Origin of the sequence: Rhizobium sophoriradicis (assembly GCF_003939025.1) — a bacterium.
GTDB lineage: Bacteria > Pseudomonadota > Alphaproteobacteria > Rhizobiales > Rhizobiaceae > Rhizobium > Rhizobium sophoriradicis.
The window spans coordinates 432,565-453,046 of record NZ_RQIH01000002.1 but is presented as its reverse complement, the minus strand read 5'-3'; the positions used below and the strand labels follow the sequence as shown (position 1 = coordinate 453,046).

General features: G+C 61.9%; 21 protein-coding genes and 1 pseudogene. 10 read left to right on the top strand and 12 right to left on the bottom strand.

The genetic code is table 11. The features are described from left to right. Positions 1–110 precede the first annotated feature (110 nt). The 4 genes and pseudogenes from EFR00_RS04570 to EFR00_RS04555 all read right to left on the bottom strand — a co-directional run bounded on the left by EFR00_RS04570 (position 111) and on the right by EFR00_RS04555 (position 2,987). A complete protein-coding gene (locus EFR00_RS04570; protein ID WP_077993574.1) occupies positions 111–716 on the bottom strand; it encodes a transglutaminase-like cysteine peptidase in 606 nt (201 codons plus the stop codon). Between the two features lie 361 nt (positions 717–1,077). After that, a pseudogene (locus EFR00_RS04565) lies at positions 1,078–1,334 on the bottom strand (prolyl aminopeptidase); the annotation flags it as partial. A 272-nt stretch (positions 1,335–1,606) separates the two neighbouring features. Continuing rightward, entirely contained in the window at positions 1,607–2,218 is a 612-nt protein-coding gene (locus EFR00_RS04560; RefSeq protein ID WP_009995336.1) for a PilZ domain-containing protein, read from the bottom strand. 124 nt (positions 2,219–2,342) lie between these two features. Beyond that, entirely contained in the window at positions 2,343–2,987 is a 645-nt protein-coding gene (locus EFR00_RS04555; RefSeq protein ID WP_183737792.1) for a PAS domain-containing protein, read from the bottom strand. A 263-nt stretch (positions 2,988–3,250) separates the two neighbouring features. Between EFR00_RS04555 and EFR00_RS04550 the strand changes: the two genes are divergently transcribed. Together EFR00_RS04550 and EFR00_RS04545 are read left to right on the top strand one after the other, a co-directional pair. Further along, a complete protein-coding gene (locus EFR00_RS04550) occupies positions 3,251–4,039 on the top strand; it encodes a rhomboid family intramembrane serine protease (RefSeq protein WP_077993580.1) in 789 nt (262 codons plus the stop codon). 95 nt (positions 4,040–4,134) lie between these two features. Continuing rightward, entirely contained in the window at positions 4,135–4,569 is a 435-nt protein-coding gene (locus EFR00_RS04545) for a CBS domain-containing protein (protein WP_009983498.1), read from the top strand. A 59-nt stretch (positions 4,570–4,628) separates the two neighbouring features. On the opposite strand, the gene EFR00_RS04540 is transcribed toward EFR00_RS04545, so the two are convergent. From EFR00_RS04540 to folE, 3 genes are all read right to left on the bottom strand, one after another. Next, a complete protein-coding gene (locus tag EFR00_RS04540; RefSeq protein ID WP_010059921.1) occupies positions 4,629–5,591 on the bottom strand; it encodes a patatin-like phospholipase family protein in 963 nt (320 codons plus the stop codon). Positions 5,592–5,705: 114 nt separating this feature from the next. After that, on the bottom strand, positions 5,706–6,158 hold the full coding sequence (hisI, locus tag EFR00_RS04535) for a phosphoribosyl-AMP cyclohydrolase (protein ID WP_077993581.1): 453 nt from the start codon (positions 6,156–6,158) through the stop codon (positions 5,706–5,708). Positions 6,159–6,183: 25 nt separating this feature from the next. Further along, positions 6,184–6,798, bottom strand: a complete 615-nt coding sequence (gene folE / locus EFR00_RS04530; RefSeq protein WP_009986788.1) for a GTP cyclohydrolase I FolE — start codon at positions 6,796–6,798, stop codon at positions 6,184–6,186. Between the two features lie 309 nt (positions 6,799–7,107). Here folE and EFR00_RS04525 point away from each other — a divergent pair, with 309 nt between their 5' ends. From EFR00_RS04525 to thrS, 4 genes are all read left to right on the top strand, one after another. Further along, positions 7,108–7,554, top strand: coding sequence for an iron-sulfur cluster assembly scaffold protein (locus EFR00_RS04525; protein ID WP_077993582.1), 447 nt, complete (start codon positions 7,108–7,110; stop codon positions 7,552–7,554). A gap of 5 nt (positions 7,555–7,559) precedes the next feature. Then, entirely contained in the window at positions 7,560–7,973 is a 414-nt protein-coding gene (gene yidD, locus EFR00_RS04520; RefSeq protein WP_077993584.1) for a membrane protein insertion efficiency factor YidD, read from the top strand. Continuing rightward, positions 7,970–8,497: a DUF1697 domain-containing protein gene (locus EFR00_RS04515; protein WP_010020106.1), complete on the top strand. Its 528-nt coding sequence runs from the start codon at positions 7,970–7,972 to the stop codon at positions 8,495–8,497. The genes yidD and EFR00_RS04515 overlap by 4 nt, the downstream gene beginning before the upstream one ends. Before the next feature lie 121 nt (positions 8,498–8,618). After that, the gene (thrS, locus tag EFR00_RS04510) at positions 8,619–10,625 is read left to right on the top strand and encodes a threonine--tRNA ligase (RefSeq protein WP_077993586.1); all 2,007 of its coding nucleotides are present in this window, start codon (positions 8,619–8,621) and stop codon (positions 10,623–10,625) included. A 170-nt stretch (positions 10,626–10,795) separates the two neighbouring features. Here the strand turns inward: thrS and EFR00_RS04505 are convergent, their stop codons facing one another. Then, positions 10,796–11,893 (bottom strand): hypothetical protein, encoded by a 1,098-nt coding sequence (locus tag EFR00_RS04505; protein WP_077993588.1) that lies wholly within the window; start codon positions 11,891–11,893, stop codon positions 10,796–10,798. 113 nt (positions 11,894–12,006) lie between these two features. Between EFR00_RS04505 and EFR00_RS04500 the strand changes: the two genes are divergently transcribed. The 3 genes from EFR00_RS04500 to EFR00_RS04490 all read left to right on the top strand — a co-directional run bounded on the left by EFR00_RS04500 (position 12,007) and on the right by EFR00_RS04490 (position 14,458). Next, the gene (locus EFR00_RS04500) at positions 12,007–12,591 is read left to right on the top strand and encodes a nitroreductase family protein (protein WP_077993590.1); all 585 of its coding nucleotides are present in this window, start codon (positions 12,007–12,009) and stop codon (positions 12,589–12,591) included. Next, positions 12,591–13,199 carry a flavin reductase family protein gene (locus EFR00_RS04495; RefSeq protein WP_077993591.1) on the top strand — a complete coding sequence of 203 codons (609 nt, stop codon included), beginning with the start codon at positions 12,591–12,593 and terminating at the stop codon, positions 13,197–13,199. Before EFR00_RS04500 ends, EFR00_RS04495 begins: the two co-directional genes overlap by 1 nt. A gap of 113 nt (positions 13,200–13,312) precedes the next feature. Continuing rightward, positions 13,313–14,458, top strand: coding sequence for a DUF2336 domain-containing protein (locus EFR00_RS04490; protein WP_077993592.1), 1,146 nt, complete (start codon positions 13,313–13,315; stop codon positions 14,456–14,458). Positions 14,459–14,557: 99 nt separating this feature from the next. On the opposite strand, the gene EFR00_RS04485 is transcribed toward EFR00_RS04490, so the two are convergent. Next, a complete protein-coding gene (locus tag EFR00_RS04485) occupies positions 14,558–14,974 on the bottom strand; it encodes a hypothetical protein (RefSeq protein ID WP_009986704.1) in 417 nt (138 codons plus the stop codon). A gap of 128 nt (positions 14,975–15,102) precedes the next feature. Between EFR00_RS04485 and EFR00_RS04480 the strand changes: the two genes are divergently transcribed. Beyond that, positions 15,103–15,561 (top strand): GNAT family N-acetyltransferase, encoded by a 459-nt coding sequence (locus tag EFR00_RS04480; RefSeq protein WP_077993594.1) that lies wholly within the window; start codon positions 15,103–15,105, stop codon positions 15,559–15,561. 16 nt (positions 15,562–15,577) lie between these two features. Here EFR00_RS04480 and EFR00_RS04475 read toward each other — a convergent pair whose 3' ends face one another. From EFR00_RS04475 to parE, 3 genes are all read right to left on the bottom strand, one after another. Continuing rightward, positions 15,578–16,780, bottom strand: coding sequence for an AI-2E family transporter (locus tag EFR00_RS04475; protein ID WP_077993595.1), 1,203 nt, complete (start codon positions 16,778–16,780; stop codon positions 15,578–15,580). Between the two features lie 94 nt (positions 16,781–16,874). Next, a complete protein-coding gene (locus EFR00_RS04470) occupies positions 16,875–18,014 on the bottom strand; it encodes an esterase-like activity of phytase family protein (protein ID WP_077993596.1) in 1,140 nt (379 codons plus the stop codon). 196 nt (positions 18,015–18,210) lie between these two features. Beyond that, positions 18,211–20,301 (bottom strand): DNA topoisomerase IV subunit B, encoded by a 2,091-nt coding sequence (gene parE / locus EFR00_RS04465; RefSeq protein ID WP_077994067.1) that lies wholly within the window; start codon positions 20,299–20,301, stop codon positions 18,211–18,213. Positions 20,302–20,482 lie beyond the last annotated feature (181 nt).

The window sequence follows — 20,482 nt, the reverse complement described above, 5'->3', positions numbered from 1 at the left end:
AGGCGAGCCGTTCCCGGGACAGCGGGAACGGCTCTTGGGCACCGGTCGGGGACGGGGATGCGGGGACTGACCGGGCCGAAACCTGCGCCGGCTAGGCCGGCAGGCTCTGCTTACTTGACGCTACCGACGGCGATAGCGCGGCCATCCTGAAGCTTTGACCAGCGGGCCGGATCGTCGGCGGACTGGCGCTTCAGATAGGTATATTCGGTGTCCGACCACAGCAGCACCTTGTTGCGCATGTTGTCGAGAATGAAGTCGCCGTGGTCGGTACGGACCGTCAGCACCGCATGGCCTTCGCCGTTCGGCTGCAGCACGACCGTAATCAGCGTGTCGGATGGCGAAAAGCCGTCCTCGATCAGCATCTTGCGCTTCAGCAGGACATAGTCCTCGCAGTCACCGACGCTGGTCGGATAGGCCCAGCGCTCTTCGACGCCGTAGATCTGTTCATCCGTTTCCGGCTGGACCGACGAATTGACGGTGTAGTTGACCTTGAGAATTTCCTTCCAGCGCTCCTCGGTGAGAATGGCCGGTCCGGCGTCGCCGCCGGCATAGGCGCATTCCGTTGGATTGGCCTTGCAGAACTCATAGTGTCCGATCGGCGGGCTGGCCTTGCCTGCCAGGGCCATGCTGGCGGGCGTCGCCTGTCCAGAGCCCGCCATGGTCATCGCGATGACACCGGCCAGAAGGCCGCCTTTCAGGATATTCGTAGTCGTCATTGCCGTCTCCCCTAAGTTGAGGCGACAATGACACAGACGTTTTTATCCTGCGCAAAATTACGCAATAGAATTAAAGGCTTAGTTGAATCAAATGCCGATAAAACTTGGCTAAAAACAAACTCGAATGCGCATAAAATTCGAGGCGCATTTGTCTCGAATTCGATTAAAATTGTAATTTACGCGGCAAGGCTTTCGCGCGCGAAAAGGCTGTGCTGCGGTCCGACCATTAATGGTTTTCCTTGAGCCAAGTAAACTTCTGCGGAAGGCGACCGTTGACGACGACGCGCGGTCTTCAGACAAAAAGAGCCGGAATGGTGCGAATCGGCGCGCCGATCACCTGAAAATCACCGCGCCGACCTCATCAGACGGAGAAATATTTTTGAGGGAAGTCGGGAAACTGGTCGGTGGCGGCGACGATTGCGGCGCTCATATCAGGATTTGCGGTCGAAGGGGGAGCCTGCGGGAGAATCCTGAGCTCACTTTCTGGCCAGGCGCGCGCCAGTCCCAGGCGGTGACAAGCGGTGCCTCGATGTCGAACCGTCCCTGCAACAGGATGCCTGGAATGCCGGCAAGCCGTGCGGCATTCCTCAGTACGCCGTCCTCCAGCAAGGCACCGTTGAGAAGGCCCGCTCCCGCCTGATCGGTGTCGCAGGTTATTCCGCTCATAAGAGTACGTATCTAATGGTTGGAACAACTTGCGACAGGATTTCGGCTTGCCTTCGAAAGCCAGATCTGTTGCCGCTTGCAGATCCGTTGCGGTGAAATCCGGGCGTTCTCCACTCGACCTGAGCAGGTGCGCGCCGGCGTTGGCAGCAGCTTCGGCGGAAGTCTTTTGGGAATTTCGGCCGCCCCGGAATTCCCGACAGGGCAGCGCGCCTTCCCAGCAATTGTCAGAGGAATTCCCGCAGCGTCTCGCGGGACTGGATCGACAGGAATTCGATCGCCACACCTTCGACGAAATGGCGAACGACGCGGCCGCGCATATTGCCGAGACGCACGGCCGTCCCGATGGAAGGACGCATCTCGACGTCGACGGCGGCGCCGGAGAGCGAAAGGTCCATGATACGGCAGGCATAGCGTGTGCCGTCATCGAGCGTCAGTTCGGTCTTGACGTCGCGCGGCGTCAGACGGTCGTGGCGGCGATCTTCCGGCAGGCCGAGTTCGTGCTTGTTGGCAAGCCAGGTGAGCTGGGCGGCGAGCTTCTCGCGTTTGCGCTCGGTGGCATTGATCGACATGGTGAAGCCGCGGCCGTCGAGCATCTGGACATAACCTTCCACGCGTCCGAGATGGTCGATATAGGCGACGACGCGTTCGTTGGCACGCGGCCGGCCGGAGCAGGTGACGTACATGTCGCCGGGCGACATGTCGATCACCATGCATTCGAACTCCTCGTAGTTTGCAAGCATCAGCCGGCCCTGCATATTGATCGGCACGCGCTGGAAAACGCCTTGTTCAGGGCGCGGCGCAGGTCGTTGCGTCTGAGCTGGCTGGAACGAGTGCATCAAAAGGCTTCTTCATGAAAATCGCAGAAACCAATCCTTACTGCCAATCCATTAACAGAAGGTTGTCTCGTCGCCTGCCGACATAGCCAAAAACGAGTATGGCCGCTGTCCTGAAACGAGACGCTCAGCGCGCCTCGGCACTGAGCAGCTGCGACACCACGCGGCGCATGACCTGGCCGAAGCCGATGCCTTTTCCCGCGACGATCTCGTTGATCGGGCGCAGTTCGGCCGGCGCGACCTTGCTGAATTTTTCCGGCAGCAGACGGCTGCGGTCGAGCGCAAGCAATTCGAGCGGCACGATCTCCAGCCAGCTTGCAGCCGCCACCGGCGCGATCGCGCCGAGCACCCGGTCGCAAGCGGCGTGCGACGAGCGCAGCGGCATCATGATGATCTCGAAGGAGGCCTGGTGGCCGACGGTGCTGTAGCCGGTGGCATTGAACAGGGCCGGCATGGCGTGGTCCATGACGCCGATCGCGGTGCGTTCGATATCCCCGTGCTGGCCATGCGCCCAGAGCGAGGAGAACCGTTCGCCGCGCAGGTCCCGTCCAAAGAGGTCGCAGATGCGGGTGCCGGCGAGCCGGAAAACGATGTCTCCGTCCTCGCGCCCCTCAAGAATAAAGAGGCTTTGCAGTAGATGGGGTACGGCGGACGGTTCGACCTGGGATTTCAGCGGCGCATCGGCAGCGCCGCGGATACGGTTCCAATAGTCAAAAATTTCGATGGTCGTTTGCACACGCATTTCACACCAACCTGTCCCATTCCGGATCATTTTCGGGCACTCATTGCCCGGACAACTTCTACCTTGCGGATTTCATGCCAGATCCCGGCCATTAAGGTTAAAAAGGGGTTTCGGTTGAGGCGTGACGCCTGTCGTGACACTGTCGCGTCATCACTTCGACTTTCGAAGTTCTGCACAACCTGCCCGGGCCGAGATCTTTCCTCAGGGTTCCCGGTACGCCGCCCGACATTCCGGGCGGCTTTTTTTTTGGCCATCGCTCCTGTATGGCTGGGGCCACAACGAGGCGAACACAGATGAATGAGCAGACGGGCGAGCCGCAGAAGGCGCCCGAACCTTTTGAGGTCCCGCCGGCACGTCCTCCGCGCGAGCCAGTCTTCAACCTTCCGCCGGCGCTGTTCTTCAGCCTTTGCCTGCTTGTCGCCATCTACGCGGTGCAGGCGCTCGTGCTGTCCGACGATGCTGTCAGCTGGCTGCTCTTCACCTTTGGCTTCGTTCCCGCCCGCTATGTGATTCCGCTGTCGCAGCAGGGCCTGGAGCTATTCTGGACGCCGGTCACCTATTCACTGCTGCACGGCAGCGTTCAGCATATCGTCTTCAATGCCTTCTGGCTGATGGCCTTCGGCGCCCCGGTCGTCCGCCGCATCGGGACGCTGCGATTCGTGTTCTTCTGGCTCTTTTCCGCCGCCGCCTCCGCCGCCCTGCACGCGGTGCTCAACTGGGGAGACGTGTCGCTGCTGATCGGCGCTTCCGGCGTCATTTCCGGGTTGATGGGGGCCGCCTGCCGGTTCGCCTTTCCCGCTGAGCGACGTCCGATGCTGGCGGCGCATCTCAACGCCCGGCTTTCCATCGTCGGGGCGCTGAAGAGCCGGACCGTCGTCTTTTTCATGCTGCTCTGGCTGGTCGGCAACGCCCTGATCGCGGTCGGCATCCCGCTCGTCGGCGACAGCGATCAGGAGATTGCCTGGGACGCGCATATCGGCGGCTTCGTCTTCGGCTTCTTTCTATTTTCGCTGTTCGACCCAGCGGCGCCGCAGCCGCCGATCGAACCAGCCGAAGCGGAGAAGGATGTGTTGCAATCCTGAGCGGGGCAGTGCACCATCGAACCATTCGCGATTGGGGGGAGAAACCGCCGCGGATAGCTGTGACAAGCGTTACAGTTTCGACATAGGAGGTTCGAATGACCAGTTCAGTCAAAGCAATCCTCGACCTGAAGGGTAGGGACGTCGTTACCGCCGGGTCGAACACGACCGTCGCCGAGGCAGCCGTCATCCTCAGCAAGAAGAAGATCGGCGCCATCGTCGTCGTCGGCATGGACAATCGGATTTCGGGCATGTTCACCGAGCGCGATCTCGTGCATGCGATTGCCAAGCACGGCAAGGAGGGTCTTGACCAGCCGCTTGCCCAGGTCATGACAGCAAAGGTCTATCGCTGCCATGAGGAGACGACCGTCAACGAACTGATGGAACTGATGACCAGCCGCCGCTTCCGCCACGTCCCGGTGGAAAGCAACGGCAAGCTCGCCGGCATCATCTCGATCGGCGACGTGGTGAAATCGCGGATTGCCGAAGTCGTGCGCGAGGCCGAGGATATCAAGGCCTATATTGCCGGCTGAGCTCGCCTATTTATCCAAACGATGCCGTCGTCCCCAGCCGCCTGTTGCGGGACGACGCCTCACGGAGTGGTGGCGTAGACTTCCTGCATACGCTTGATTTCGGGAAGCCTGGCTCTGGCTTCCTCGTAGCCGCGTTCGATCGCCTCGCCGGCCCGGTGGAATTCTGAAAGACCGATATAACTGAGGCGCGGCTGCAGCGAAATGTCGGGCGGATCGCCGGCAAGGCGGGCGCGGGCAATCCTGTCCTGGATGATGTTGAAGGCCTGCACCATGACGCCGGTCATTCCGAGGCGGGCATAGGGCGCCTCTTCCTGTTTCTGCACTTCCTGCGGCGAGAGGCTGGCATTGTGCCGGACGACGGCCGAGCGGCCATAGAGATCGTAATTGAGATTGACGGCGACGACCAGCGGCTGCTCATAGGCGCGGCAAACGGAGACGGGAACGGGATTGACCAGCGCGCCGTCGACCAGCGTGCGGTGATTGCTGCGCACCGGCTCGAAGATGCCGGGCAGGGCATAGGAAGCGCGCAGCGCCGTGATCAACGAACCATTGGCGATCCAGACCTCATGGCCGGTGTTGACCTCGGCGGCGACCGCGACGAAAGGCCGGTCCAGATCCTCGACATTCAGGCCTTCGAGATGCTCCTGCATGCGCTTGGTCAGCCGCATGCCGCCGAACAGGCCGCTGCCGCCGATGGTCAGATCGAGCAGGCTTGCGATCCGGCGCATGGTCAGCGAGCGTGCGAAGGTTTCGAGTTCGTCGAGTTTGCCGGCAAGATAGCAGCCGCCGACCAGGGCGCCGATCGACGTCCCGGCAATCATGCCGATTTCGACCCCGGCTTCGTCAAGGGCGCGCAATACGCCGATATGGGCCCAGCCGCGGGCCGCGCCGCCGCCAAGCGCGAGCGCGATCTTGATTTTCTTGGCTGGCGCAGGGGAAGGGATTGTCTCGAGTATCGTCGACATGCTGGAACCGGAATCTTCGCCTTCAGCGCTTTGACGATGCAGACTCCAGTTCAGCATTGCGCTCTCCCCTCCCAGCAGAACACGTATGTCCCATAGTGTGCCCGTTCAGTTGCCAAATGGTATATAGAAGCAGTTTCTGGCACAATAAGGGGCAAATGCGGGAAGTTCGACCTATTTTCCGTAGACGTCCTGCGGATCGAAATGACGTTCGTCGTCAACGATATCGAGCATTGGTTTTCCGTCCCGAAGCGTGACTGTGCGATAGAAGCAGGAGCGGCGGCCGGTGTGACAGGTGGCGTCATGGCCGGCGACCTCGACCTTCAGCCAGATGGCGTCCTGATCGCAATCGGTGCGAATTTCCTTGACCGTCTGAAGGTTGCCCGAGGTCTCGCCCTTCTTCCAGATCTTGCCGCGCGAGCGGCTGAAATAATGGGCCGTTCCCGTCTGGATGGTCAGCGCCAGCGCCTGGGCGTTCATATGCGCGACCATCAGCAGTTCGCCGTCGCCGGCGTCAGTGACGATCGCGGTGATCAGGCCGCGATCGTCGAACCGCGGCGTGAAATCGCCGGCGTCTTCCAACGCCGATTTGTCCTCGGATGGTTGATTGAAGATCAGGTGACTCATCGCGGCCCTCCTGCGGGAGCCGGTATCAGCGGCTCCGCACCATGCTCATGAAACGGGCCTGATCGGCCGGTTCCGTCTTGAACGTTCCCGTGAACGTGGTCGTCAACGTCGTCGAACCCTGCTTCTGAACGCCGCGCATCGCCATGCACATATGTTCGGCCTCGATCATCACTGCAACACCGCGCGGCTGCAGCGTATCGTCGATGGCGCGGGCAATCTGGGCCGTCATCGTTTCCTGCGTCTGCAGGCGGCGGCCATAGATCTCGACGACACGGGCAATTTTCGACAGGCCGAGCACGCGTCCATCCGGCATATAGGCGACATGGGCCTTGCCGATGATCGGCACCATGTGGTGTTCGCAATGCGAGTAGAAGGGAATGTCCTTGACGAGGACCATGTCGTCGTAACCTGCGACCTCTTCGAAGGTCCGGCCGAGCACGTCCTCGGCCGCCATGTCATAACCGGCGAAGAGCTCGCGATAGGCCTTGGCGACACGGGCGGGTGTCTCGATGAGGCCTTCGCGCGTCGGATCGTCACCGGCCCAGCGCAGCAGAACGCGCACGGCTTCCTCCGCCTCCTGCTGGGAGGGGCGGTCCGAGTCGCGGTTCGGCTGCGGAAAGTTCTTTACGATGGCGTCCATGATCAATGGTCTCCTGGTCCGCACCGCGAACCCATCTGTCGGAATTGCCACTGGTCAGTCCCATGCGGGAATTCATGCACCTTTGGCAGGCTCCGGGGCTTTCGGGGCAAATTCAACGCCCGTCCGGCACGGTTTCCCAATCAAACTTACACGAGGCCATTGCATTTTCATGGCCTTCGAACGACATACATATAGGAAGACGGCCACCTTATGTAAGTATCCTCAGATGACACGGTGTGTTTTTTGTTTCAATAACAATAACAGCGCCATTAAGGCCGATCCGCAGCGATTTTGGAGCGGAAACCCAGCATGGACGACATCTACAACAGCAAAATCCTCGAATTCGCCGGCAATATTCCGTTGACCGGCACGCTGGCGGACGCCGATGCGACCGCACAGGCACACTCCAGGCTTTGCGGCTCGAAGGTTCGGATCTGGCTGAAGATGGACGGCGATGTCGTCACTGCCTTTTCGCATGACGTGAAAGCCTGCGCACTCGGCCAGGCATCGTCCTCGATCATGGCCCGCCATGTCGTTGGCGCCACATCGGGTGAATTGCGGCAGGCCCGTCAGGATATGCTTGCCATGTTGAAGGCAGACGGGGTGGGTCCCACCGGACGGTTCGAGGACATGCGCTATCTGTTGCCCGTGCGCGACTATAAGGCCCGCCATGCCTCGACGATGCTGACCTTCGACGCGGTCGTCGAAGCGATCGGACAGATCGAGGCGAAACGGGCGGAAGTGATCGAGGCGTAACCGAGATGTGCGAGTTCTGCGTCCGGCAGGCTGAGGATGAGGACGATGGCGGCGCGGCCGGATCGAGCCAGCCGCGCGGAAGGCCGGCGCGTTATTCCCGCAATTATACCGGCGCGTTCCGCAAGAGTCCCGACCGCCTGCTCGGCATGGGGCTGATCCGCCTCTATCAGTTGACGCTTTCCGGCTTCGTCGGCAATTCCTGCCGCCATATCCCGACCTGTTCCGAATATGGCTATGAGTCGATCGCCCGGCACGGATTGTGGGCCGGCGGCTGGATGACGCTGTTTCGCGTCAGCCGCTGCGGCCCGGGCGGCACCAGCGGCCTCGACCCGGTGCCCGAAGCGCTCGGCGACGGCTTCCACTGGTGGACGCCCTGGCGTTTCTCACCTGGGATAATTGAGGAGTCCTGGCGGCCATGAGCACCTTCATCGCTCTCCTGCACAGCATCGTCCTGACGCCGGATCGCCGCGTGATCATGGAAGATTTGCGCGCGCTTGCCAAAGAGCTGGGTTATCGCGAACCGCGGACCTTGGTTTCAACCGGCAATCTCGTTTTCGAAGCCGACGAAATGCGGCCGCATGAACTCGAGGTCGCGCTGGAAGAGGGCTTCGAAGAGAAGTTCGGCAAACATGTCGATATCATCGTGCGCAGCGACTGCACCTGGATGGCGCTTTGCAGTACCAATCCGTTCAGGGACGGCAGCGGCGACCAGGTGATCGTCCGGGTGATGCGTCTGCCGGTCGACCCTGAGAAGGTCGAGGCTTTGAAGCCGCTGATGACGGAAGGCCAGCGCATCGCAATCGTCGGCGGCGACCTCTGGATCGATTTCGCCGGCAAGCCGAGCCAGTCCAAGCTGCTTTCGGCGCTGACCACCAAGCGGATAGGCATCGGTACGATGCGCAACTGGAACACGGTGTGCGGCCTCGCTCAGATGATCATGTAGACCGTCTTCTTCTTTACTCCCGAGGGAAATCTGGGTATCAGGCGGCAGCGCCTCCAAAGGACGGAGGCGCTTCGTTTCAACCACCCGCATTCGTTGGCGGGACTGGACAAGGAGAATTTCGATGTCCCAAGCTATTTCCCTGACATTTCCCAATGGTTCCGTGCGCAGCTTCCCGGCCGGCGCAACTGGCAAGGATGTCGCCGAATCCATTTCCAAGTCGCTTGCCAAGAGCGCCGTCGCCATTGCGATCGACGGCGCCGTGCGCGACCTTTCCGACGCCGTCACCGATGGCAAGATCGAAATCATCACCCGCAAGGATCAGCGCGCGCTGGAACTCATCCGCCATGACGCCGCGCACGTGATGGCCGAAGCCGTGCAGGAACTCTGGCCCGGCACCCAGGTGACGATCGGCCCTGTGATCGAGAACGGCTTCTATTACGACTTCGCCAAGAACGAGCCGTTTACGCCCGACGATCTGCCGAAGATCGAAAAGAAGATGAAGGAGATCATCGCCCGCAACGCGCCCTTCACCAAGCAGATCTGGTCGCGCGACAAGGCCAAGGAAGTTTTTGCCGCCAAGGGCGAACAGTACAAGGTCGAGCTCGTCGATGCGATCCCGGAAGGGCAGGATCTGAAGATCTATCATCAGGGGGACTGGTTCGACCTTTGCCGCGGCCCGCACATGGCCTCCACCGGTCAGGTCGGTACCGCCTTCAAGCTGATGAAGGTCGCCGGCGCCTACTGGCGCGGCGACAGCAACAACGCCATGCTGTCGCGCATCTACGGCACGGCATGGGCTGACCAGGCCGATCTCGACAACTACCTGCATATGCTGGCCGAAGCCGAGAAGCGCGACCATCGTAAGCTCGGCCGCGAGATGGATCTCTTCCACTTCCAGGAGGAAGGCCCCGGTGTCGTCTTCTGGCATGGCAAGGGCTGGCGCATCTTCCAGACGCTCGTTGCCTATATGCGCCGTCGGCTTGCCGTCGATTATGAAGAGGTCAACGCGCCGCAGGTGCTCGACACGTCGCTCTGGGAAACCTCGGGTCACTGGGGCTGGTATCAGGAGAACATGTTCGCCGTGAAATCGGCACATGCGATGACGCACCCACAAGACAAGGAAGCCGACAACCGCGTCTTTGCGCTGAAGCCGATGAACTGCCCCGGCCATGTGCAGATCTTCAAGCATGGCCTGAAGTCCTATCGCGAGCTGCCGATCCGGCTTGCCGAATTCGGTCTGGTGCATCGTTACGAGCCGTCGGGCGCGCTGCACGGGCTGATGCGCGTGCGCGGCTTTACGCAGGACGACGCGCATATCTTCTGCACCGACGAGCAGATGGCGGCCGAATGCCTGAAGATCAACGATCTGATCCTGTCGGTCTATGAAGATTTCGGCTTCAAGGAAATCGTCGTCAAGCTCTCCACCCGGCCGGAGAAACGCGTCGGTTCCAATGCGCTCTGGGATCGCGCCGAAGCCGTGATGACCGACGTCTTGAAGACGATCGAGGCACAGTCCGAGGGCCGCATCAAGACCGGTATCCTGCCGGGCGAGGGCGCCTTCTACGGTCCGAAGTTCGAATACACGCTGAAGGATGCGATCGGCCGCGAATGGCAGTGCGGCACGACGCAGGTCGACTTCAACTTGCCGGAACGCTTCGGCGCCTTCTACATCGACAGCAATTCCGAAAAGACGCAGCCGGTGATGATCCACCGTGCCATCTGCGGCTCGATGGAACGCTTCCTTGGCATCCTGATCGAGAACTTCGCCGGCCACATGCCGCTCTGGGTATCGCCGCTGCAGGTGGTCGTCGCGACGATCACCTCGGAGGCCGATGCCTACGGCCTCGAAGTGGCCGAGGCGTTGCGCGAGGCCGGTCTCAACGTCGAGACCGACTTCCGCAACGAGAAGATCAACTACAAGATCCGCGAGCACTCGGTCACCAAGGTTCCCGTCATCATCGTCTGCGGCAGGAAGGAAGCCGAGGAGCGTACGGTCAACATTCGCCGCCTCGGCAGCCAGGACCAGGTTTCGATGGGGCTCGACGCTGCGGTCGAGAGCCTGACGCTCGAGGCGACACCGCCTGATATCCGCCGCAAGGCCGAAGCAAGAAAAGCCAAGGCGGCCTGAAAACAGCCGGAATACGACAGCGCCGAACCTCGGCGCTGTCGAATAAAAGCGGTGCATTCCGAACCCGGCTGCTCTTCGAAGTATCTTTCAGCAATGATGGAAACCGGCGCTTAAAGCGCTGGCCGATCCGCGTGAGTTTTGCATCCGTCCGAGGCGCGTGCGCGGGAAAATCAATCCAGGCTGGCGCCGTCGCCGCTTTGCGGCACGAGCTGTTCATAGGAGGGCAGAGGCGTTTCGGGGGGCGGCTGGACGCCCGGTGGCGGCGGTGTGCCGGCGGGCACCTGCTGCACCGTGCGGGCCGCACTCGCCGGCTGCTGCGGCTGCTGGTCCTTCATCAGAACCTCGACATCGGTGTTCCTGCCGGCGACCACTTTGAAATCCCGCTGGTAGATCTTGTCCTTGTTGCGGGCAACGGCCGAATATTCGCCTTCGGCAAGAACCATGGTTGGAAAGGCGCTGACGCTTTCGCCGACGCTGTCGCCGGCTGCCGTCAGGATCGACCAGGCCGTATCGGCGATCGCCTCGCCGCCGGCTTCGGAGACCAGCTTGAAGGTGATCTGGGCGGCGCGGTGCTGGATCGTCGCCTCAGTCAGTTTGCCGGCATCAACCTGGATGTCGGCGCGGATAACGGCATTGACGTTGCCGTATTCGGAAACGATGTGATAGGTGCCGGCATTGAGGCGCACTACCGTGTTCGGGGAGACGTCGGCCACGACGAGGCCGCGCTCGCCATCGTCGCGCACTTCCGAGGAATAGATCGAGAAGCTCAACTGATCGGGTCGGATGCGGGCATCGGTGCCGGAGACGGCATTGAGCAGCAGGCCGCCGGCATCGAGCACCATCACCTGCTTGTCGACCTCACCGTCGGCCGGAACCGTCAGCTTCTTGGTGACGCCGGCACGGCCGAAGGAGACATTGACGAAATAATCGCCTGGAGCGAGTTGGAAGGCGGCGGGTCCGCCCTTGGCGCTGGCGATTAGCGGCAGCTTGCCGTCCGGTCCGGCGATCGGGCTGAAGACGTACCAGGACAGGCCGTCCTCGACAGCCGTGCCGTCGGTCGTCAGCTTGGCTTCCATTGCGACATCGCGCAGTTTTGCGCCTTCGGGCGCGGTGCCAGGAGCGATGAAGGCGTTGAGCTTCGGCATCTTCGATGTCGAATCGAGCTGTTTGAAATCCTTGAAGGCATCCTGCGCCCCGGCGCTGAGAGGCATCAATACCATCAGCGCGATGGCGAGGCCGGTGCGTACAAGAGGCGAAATGCCAAACATCTGTTTCGTGAACCGATTGACTTCTGAAATCGCAAAGGCCACTTCAAGACCAACGCGATGGCAAATTCAAGACCCACCCTTTGCAGCAGCATAAAAATGAAAGTTTCTCCCGCATGAAATCCGATATTAAGCTGATCGACTATCTCGCCGTGCGCCGCTCCATCCCCGCTTTCCAGATGTGCGAGCCGGGCCCCGAGAAGGCGGAAATCGAAGAAATCCTGCGTCTCGCCTCGCGTGTTCCCGATCACGGCAAGATCGCACCCTGGCGCTTCATCGTCTATCGCGGACAGGAACGCGTCCGCCTCGGAGAGGCGCTGCTGAAGCTGGCGCTCGAGACGAAACCCGATCTTTCCGAAGAGATGATCCAGGTCGAGCGCACCCGCTTCACCCGCGCGCCTGTGGTCGTGGCCGTCGTCAGCAAGGCGGGGCCGCACATCAAGATCCCGGAATGGGAGCAGCTGATGTCGGCCGGCGCACTCTGCCTCAACGTCCTCCTGTCAGCCAATGCCCACGGCTACGTCGCCAACTGGCTAACGGAGTGGTTCGCCTATGACGAGCGCGCCTATCCACTGCTCGGCGTCGGAGCCGATGAAAAGGTGGCCGGCTTCATCCATATCGGCTCGACGACATTTCCGGCAATCGAGCGGCCGCGGCCGGAGCTTACCGACACCGTCACCTGGGTCGGCGGAGAGGATTGATGTTCTACACCACCGACAGCAACCGCCATGGGCTGGCGCATGATCCCTTCAAGGCGATCGTGTCGCCGCGGCCGATCGGCTGGATCGGCAGCAAGGGCAGGGATGGCTCGATCAATCTCGCGCCCTATTCCTTCTTCAACGCCGTCGCCGACCGTCCGAAGCTGGTGATGTTTTCGTCCGCCGGGCGCAAGCACAGCCAGCGCAACGCGGCGGAGACCGGCGTCTTTACCTGCAATTTCGTCAGCCGCGATCTCGCCGAAAAGATGAACCTCTCCTCTGCCGCACTGCCCTACGGCGAGAGCGAATTCGGCTTCGCCGGGCTGACGCCGAAGCAGGCCGAACTCATCGATGCCCCCTATGTCGGCGAGGCCTTCGCGGTGCTCGAATGCAGGGTGACCGAGATCATCGAGCCGAAGACGCTGTCGGGTATGCCATCCGAAAACGTCATGGTGTTCGGCGAGGTGATCGGCATCCGCATCGACGAAGCGATTGTCAGGGACGGCCGGCTCGACATGTCGATTGCCCGGCCTGTGGCCCGCATGGGCTACATGGATTACAGCGAGGGCAGCGATGTCTTCGAGATGCTTCGGCCGCAGGTCGCGGGCTGACGCGAAGGCATACAAGAAGGCATACAAGGGCTTAAGAAATATGGTGAACGAATCTTAAACCTTTTGCCGCTACGGTCGCAGCAATGAAAGGAACGCGAGGGAATCGCGTTCAAGTGCTGGGGCGTCGCGTGATCGTAGAAGCTTTCCTTCGTTGGATCGAAACGGCCAAGACCGGCGATCGGGCCCGGGCCGCGAATGCACTCGGTCGAGCCTATCTGCAATCTCAGATGAGCGCGGAGGAGCGGGCGGCGGCCGAGATGGCAATGACCTTTCTGCTCGACGATTCGTCGCCGCGCGTGCGGCTTGCGCTTGCCGAGGCGGTCGCCTGGTCGCCCGACGCGCCCCGCAGCCTGGTCCTTTCGCTTGCCGCGGATCAGCCTGAGATCGCCTGCCACGCCGTCACCTGTTCACCGCTTCTGACCGATGCCGATCTCGTCGATCTCGCGGCACGCGGCAATGGCGCGACCCGGATGCTGATCGCGGCGAGGGCGCGTGTGACGCGGCCGGTTTCGGCCGCCCTTGCGGAGGTCGGCGATGAAGAGGAGCTGCTCTGCCTGCTCGAGAACGAGGGCGCTGTCATTTCCAGCCTGTCGTTGAAGCGCATCGCCGAACGGCTCGGCGACTGCTGCGATATCCGCAATCTGCTTCTCGAACGCAGCGATCTCCCGGCCGATGCCCGCCAGCTGCTCACCCAGCATGTCAGCAATGCGCTGGTCGGTCTGCCGCTTGTTCAGGCGGCGATCGGGCTGCAGCGGCTGCAGCGGATCAGCCGCGAGGCGACGGAAGCGGCAATCGTATCGATCGCCGGCGATATCGCGCCGCGGGAGATACCTGATCTCGTCGAGCATTTGCGCCTCAACGGCCGCCTGACGCCGTCCTTCCTGATGCACGCCCTCTGCTCCGGCAAGGTGGACTTCTTCGCCGGAGCGATCGTCGATCTGACAGGCTGCGGCGAGCGCCGCGTGCGCGCGATCCTGGCGACGGGACGCATGCATGCGGTGCGCGCGCTCTATGAATCCGCCGGCCTCCCGAGGGATATCAGCGTGATCTTCGTGGAGGCGACGCTTCTGTGGCGCGAGGCAGCCCGCAAGGCGCCAGGCAGCGTGCTCGGCACTGTCTGCGGTCGTCTTCTCGAAAAATTCCGCCATCACGACGGCGCCCATGCTGCGGTCGGCGAACTGCTCGACATGGTGGAGAAACTGCACGTCGCCGAACAGCGGCAATCAGCCCGCGTCTATGCGGCGCTTGCAGCGGCCTAAAGCCCCATCGCGATCTTTCAGATTCGATCCTGCGCTTTAGCTCTTTGTTTTCACGCATGTTGTTGCCGCAAAACCGCGCACACTTTTGCGCGACATGCTTTAATCGGCGATCCGTGTCACCACCCAGGAATAGCTGGCGGATACGAAATGCACGGGCTTGGAGAGCGTCTCCTTGACGTCCCGGCCCGAGGGAAGATGTGCGCGAACCTGGCCGGCGATATTTTCAGCGAAGCTGGCGAGTTTTCCCACGGGTTCTTCGACAGGCTCGGGCGCAGGAACGGGGGCCGGTATGGGCGCCGGCTTCGGCGGCTCGGCGGCGGCGACGGCTTTCGGCGCCTCGCAGACCGCGATCACCGAGGGATAGTGGACATTGGCATAGGACTTCAGCCGGCGCTCGGCCTCGGCATCGCAGGCGGCAACCGTTTCCCAACGCTTGTCGACTGTCGCGACATAGCTGCATTGGCTGACGGAATCGTCGCAACCTAGAATCGTCATCGCGATGAGCACCGCTTGCATACTCTGCTTCCTTGGCTATTGAACCTGACATCGCCTTAGACGGCGCAATTCCAACCGAATGAAGGCAAGAGGATTAACTCTTCGTCATCTCCGCGAAAAATTGCGCCTCGCAAGCATCGGGAGCCAGCATGTCCGTCACCATTGCCCAGGAGCCGCCGCGGCAGGAGGGCGTACTCCGCCTTCTCGATCTTTCCGATGCTTATGCGCAGTCGCTCTATCCGGCCGAGAGCAATCATCTGGTGGATCTTTCTCTCTTGGAAAAGCCTTCCGTGAGTTTTTTCGTCGCGCGCAACCACGGCGCAATCGTCGGATGCTGCGCATTGGTGGAGGCCGGCGACGATACGGCGGAGATCAAGCGCATGTTCGTCGACCCGCAGGCGAGGGGACTGAGGGTCGCCAGCTGCTTGATGAACGGGCTGGAGGCTGTCGCAAGGGAAAAGCGGCTGACGGCGATCCGGCTCGAAACCGGCATCTATCAGCCCGAGGCGATCGCTCTTTATCGCAAATACGGATATAGGGAGATCGAGGCTTTCGGCGCCTATCTGCCGGACCCGCTCAGCCTGTTCATGGAAAAGCGGCTGGGATAGGGCCAAAAGGCCTGGTTCAGCCTTCTGCGACGCGGGGAACCGGCTTGGACGGCGGGGCCTGTTCGTCGATGACGAACTGCGGCCCGCTCTCGCTAGTATCGGCGTTGCGGGCTTCGTGGATCCATTCGCGCCAGATGGCGACGATCAGCGCCATCAGTACCGGGCCGATGAAGAGGCCGAGGAAACCCATTGTCTTGACGCCGCCGACAAGGCCGAAGAAGGTCGGCAGGAAGGGCAGCTTTATCGGACCACCGACGAGCTTCGGCCGCAACGTCTTGTCGACGATGAAGAGCTCGACCGTGCCCCAGACGAAGAGGCCGACGCCGGCGACATGCGAGCCGCTCGCCAGGAGATAGATCGAGACCAGCGTGAAGGAGAGGGGCGCACCGCCCGGTATCAGTGCCATCACGCCCGTCAGCACGCCGAGCGTCACCGGCGACGGCACGCCGGCGACCCAATAGGCAAGGCCGAGCACGATGCCTTCGCCAATCGCAATCAGCGTCATGCCCATGACGGTGGAACTGATTGTCGCCGGAACGACGCGGGAAATGCGTTCCCAGCGGTTCGGCAGGATGCGCTCGCCCAGCATGTCGATCTGCTTAGAGAATGAGACGCCGTCGCGATAGACGAAGAACAACGCGATCAGCATGAAGAGCAGCGTCAGCAGAAGATGGAAGGCGCCACCGCCGGCCGCAAGAACGGCACGGTAGATATTGCCGATATGGGCGCCGCTGACCGCCTGGATGAGCTCGCCGAGCGCGCCCGGGCTGCCGATGTATTTTGTCCAAAGGTCGTCGAGATAGGGGCCGGCAAACGGCAAGGCGACGATCCAGCCAGGTGTCGCGGCCCCTGAACGGTTGGCGTGGATTGCCCAGGCGAGCCAGGTGCGCACTTCGCCCGTGGTATAGGTGGCCGCAAATCCGATCGGGATGACCAGGAACGTGACAATCATGATGATGGCGATGGTCGCGGCGATCGTCGTATTGCCGCCGACACGGGCGAGAAGCTTGCGGTAGAGCGGCCAGCTGGCGAAACCGATGACGAGGGCGGCCAGCACCGGCACAAGGAAACCGTAGAAGAAATAAACGCCGGCGGCGACGATCAGCACCAGCAGCCAGCGCGCCGCTGAGATGGAGGGTATCAGCGGCGTGCGTGTCGGCGCCGACGAGCCCAGCCATCGCGGTTCATGATTGCTTCTCTGACGGTCAAACACACCCACGCGCGCCTCTTCTTGTTCTTGTCTTCTGGTTATGGGCTATGAACCCGGCGGTTTCAAGGTCCGCGCCGTGAAAGCGTATACATGAGCCGATGTCTTACTGTTGCGGACGACGCAAAATCTTGAAGGCGTAGAACTGCGTCTTCTGCGCGGCCGAGAAATTATTGTCCGAGCCGAGAATGAGGACGTCGCTTCCATCCTTGGCCTTGCCGAACGACATCGCCTCGATATTGTCGGGGACAAGGCCGATTGCTCTGAGATCAAGGATCTGGCTCTTGCGAACCGGGACGACGCGCTGGTCGTTCTTGGCGAGCGAGGAGATGGCCGATATGTCGGTCGCGTCGGCGAGATCCATCATCATGATCTTGATGTTGTTGCCGACCCCTTCGGCATAGCTTCGCTCGACGGCGAGCAGGCGGTGATCGTCGAGCGCGAGCATTTCCGACATGCCGTTGTCATTGCCGCCGTCGGCCTTGGCGGCGGCCTGCGGTATAGGCGATACCGGGTAGACATATTGCGCCTTCGGCTCGCCGGATGCGCCGTCGTAACGGATGATGCGCGACAGGCTGCCCGTCGTCAGCGACGGCTTCGGACCGTCCTGGTAGAGGGCGGCTTCGAGGCCGACGAAAACGTCGCCCGAGGGTGCGACGGCGAGATCCTCGAAGGCGAGATTGTCTCGGATGCCGGTCGACCTGTCGATGGTCGGTGCAAAGCCTTCCGGCAGCTTGAATTCGCGCAGGAAAGAACCGTCCGGCGCAGCGACGCGGATGAAGGGCGGCAACAGCACCTTGGCGTCGCCTTCGCTGCCCCAATAGATGCCGTCCTTGCCGAGGCGGATCGATTCCGGATCGACGGTTTTTGCCGCGAAAGGCTCGCCGTTCTTGTCCTTCAGGGTCACGTGCTTGACGACGGAAACACCCTTGAGGCCGGATGCGTCGACATCGACGTCGAGTTCATAGAAGCGGGCCGGGGCCTTGTCCGAGCGATCGTCGCTGATGGCGATATAGTGGCCGGTGGCGGCATCAAAATCGAGGCCGGAAATGCCGCCGAATTCGACGCCGTTTTCCATCTGCCCGGTCGGGATGACGAATTCACCGAGATAGGAGAGCGCGATGCCGGCGGCGCAATCGCCGAACGGGCAGGCGGTCTCGAAGGTAGCGCCGATATCGGTGGCGCGGACAGTCACGGTGCTGGACAGGAGAACGAAAGCGGCAGTCGCGAGAAAACGCTTGGTCATGAAAAATATCCGGCAAGGGTTGAAAAGTTTCGAACGGAGGCAGGCGTTCCTCCCCGGGGAGGGCGCGCCGACCGCTTCATGCGCCGGTTGTTTGACGGAGTTGTTACGGTTCTTCGTCAGTTCCGTGAAATCGCGAATGCTAAAATAAGGGCACGCCGAGAGTATTTGTCGCAGGTTCGGCGCGCCTCAGGCCTGCTCAAATGTCGAGGTTTTCGGCGAAGGCCGCACGCTCCTGGATGAAACGGAAGCGGGCTTCCGGCTTGGTGCCCATGAGATCGTCGACGGCGCTGCGGGTACCCTCAAAATCCACCTCGTCGATCAGCACCTTCAGCAGGGTGCGCTTGGACGGATCCATCGTGGTTTCCTTGAGCTGGGCAGGCATCATTTCGCCGAGACCCTTGAAGCGGCTGATCTCGACCTTGGCCTTGCCCTTGAACTCCGTCTGCATCAGCTCGGCGCGGTGATTATCGTCGCGGGCATAGGCGGATTTCGCCCCTTGCGTGATCTTGTAGAGCGGCGGCACGGCAAGGAAGAGGTGACCGCCACGCACCAGCTCCGGCATCTCCTGATAGAAGAAGGTGATGAGCAGCGAGGCGATGTGGGCGCCATCGACGTCGGCATCGGTCATGACGATGATGCGCTCGTAGCGCAGGTCTTCCTGGCGATACTTCGAACGCGTGCCGCAGCCGAGCGCCTGGATGAGATCGGCGAGCTGCTGGTTTGCGCCGAGTTTTTCGCGGCCGGCGCTGGCGACGTTGAGGATCTTGCCGCGCAGCGGCAGGATCGCCTGATTGGCGCGGTTGCGCGCCTGCTTGGCCGAGCCGCCTGCCGAGTCACCCTCGACGATGAACAATTCGGCGCCCTCGGCGGTATTCTGCGAGCAGTCGGCGAGCTTGCCGGGCAGGCGCAGCTTACGCACCGCCGTCTTGCGGTTGACTTCCTTTTCCTTGCGGCGGCGTAGGCGCTCCTCGGCGCGCTCGATCACCCAGTCGAGCAGCTTGGCCGCCTCGTTCGGATTGTCGGCGAGATAGTGATCGAACGGGTCGCGCAGCGCGTTCTCGACGATGCGCTGGGCCTCGACGGTCGCCAGCTTGTCCTTGGTCTGGCCGACGAATTCCGGCTCGCGGATGAAGACCGACAGCATGCCGACGGCCGAGATCATCACGTCGTCGGTGGTGATCTGTGCGGCCCGCTTGTTCTGCGTCAGCTCGGCATAGGCCTTCAGCCCCTTGGTCAGCGCGATGCGCAGGCCTGCCTCGTGCGTGCCGCCTTCCGGGGTCGGGATGGTGTTGCAATAGGAATGCACCTGCGGATCGCCGCCATACCAAGTGATCGCCCATTCCATCGAGCCGTGGCCGCTGGCCTTCTCCGTCTTGCCGGCGAAGATCTCGCGGGTAACGGTGAACTCCTTGCCCATCGTCGCCTGGAGATAATCCTTGAGGCCGCCGGGGAAATGGAAGGTGGCCTTATCAGGCACCTCGGATCCTTCCGGCAGAACGCCGGGCTCGCAGCTCCAGCGGATCTCGACGCCACCGAAGAGGTAAGCCTTTGAGCGCGCCATGCGAAAGACGCGGGCGGCGTCGAACTTCATATGATCGCCGAATATCTGGGCGTCGGGATGGAAGCGCACGCGGGTGCCGCGGCGATTATGGACGTCGCCCAGTTCCTCGAGCCCGCCCTGAGGCAGGCCGCGGGAGAAGCGCTGGCGGTAGAGCTTGCGGTTGCGCGCCACCTCGACCTCGAGGAAGTCGGACAGCGCGTTGACGACCGAGACGCCGACGCCGTGCAGACCGCCCGATGTCTCGTAGGCCTTGCCGTCGAACTTGCCGCCGGCATGCAGCTTGGTCATGATGACTTCGAGCGTCGATTTGCCGGGAACCTGCGGATGGTTCTCGACGGGGATGCCGCGGCCGTTGTCGGTGACGGTGAGATAACCCTGCAGATCGAGATGCACTTCGATGAAATTGGCGTGTCCGGCGACCGCCTCGTCCATCGCATTGTCGATGACTTCGGCAAAGAGGTGATGCAGCGCCTTTTCGTCGGTGCCGCCGATATACATGCCCGGGCGCATACGCACCGGCTCGAGCCCTTCGAGGACGCGGATCGACGAGGCGCCGTATTCGTCCGAGTTCGATCCGGCGGGCGCCGGGCGCGCGGAGGCGGCGGGCGGCGTCGCGGCGACGGGCGCTGCGGCTGCCGGCCGCTCGGCCGGCGCTACGGGCTTCTGTGCCTCCTCGCGTTTTTCAGAAAGGGGCAGTCCGGAAAAAAGGTCGTTGCTGTCGTCCATGGAGCCGTTCAGATCTTCATCCTGTCTTGGGCTTGCATCCGCCGCCGACCCAAAATCACCGCATTTCATGTCACGTTTGCGAATCAGGCAGATTCTGCCAGAAAGCACCTCAATACGCGACACCGCCAATTCTGGCGGAGTTGACACATGATTTGCGTTGCCGGGCGCGGAATGGCAAGCG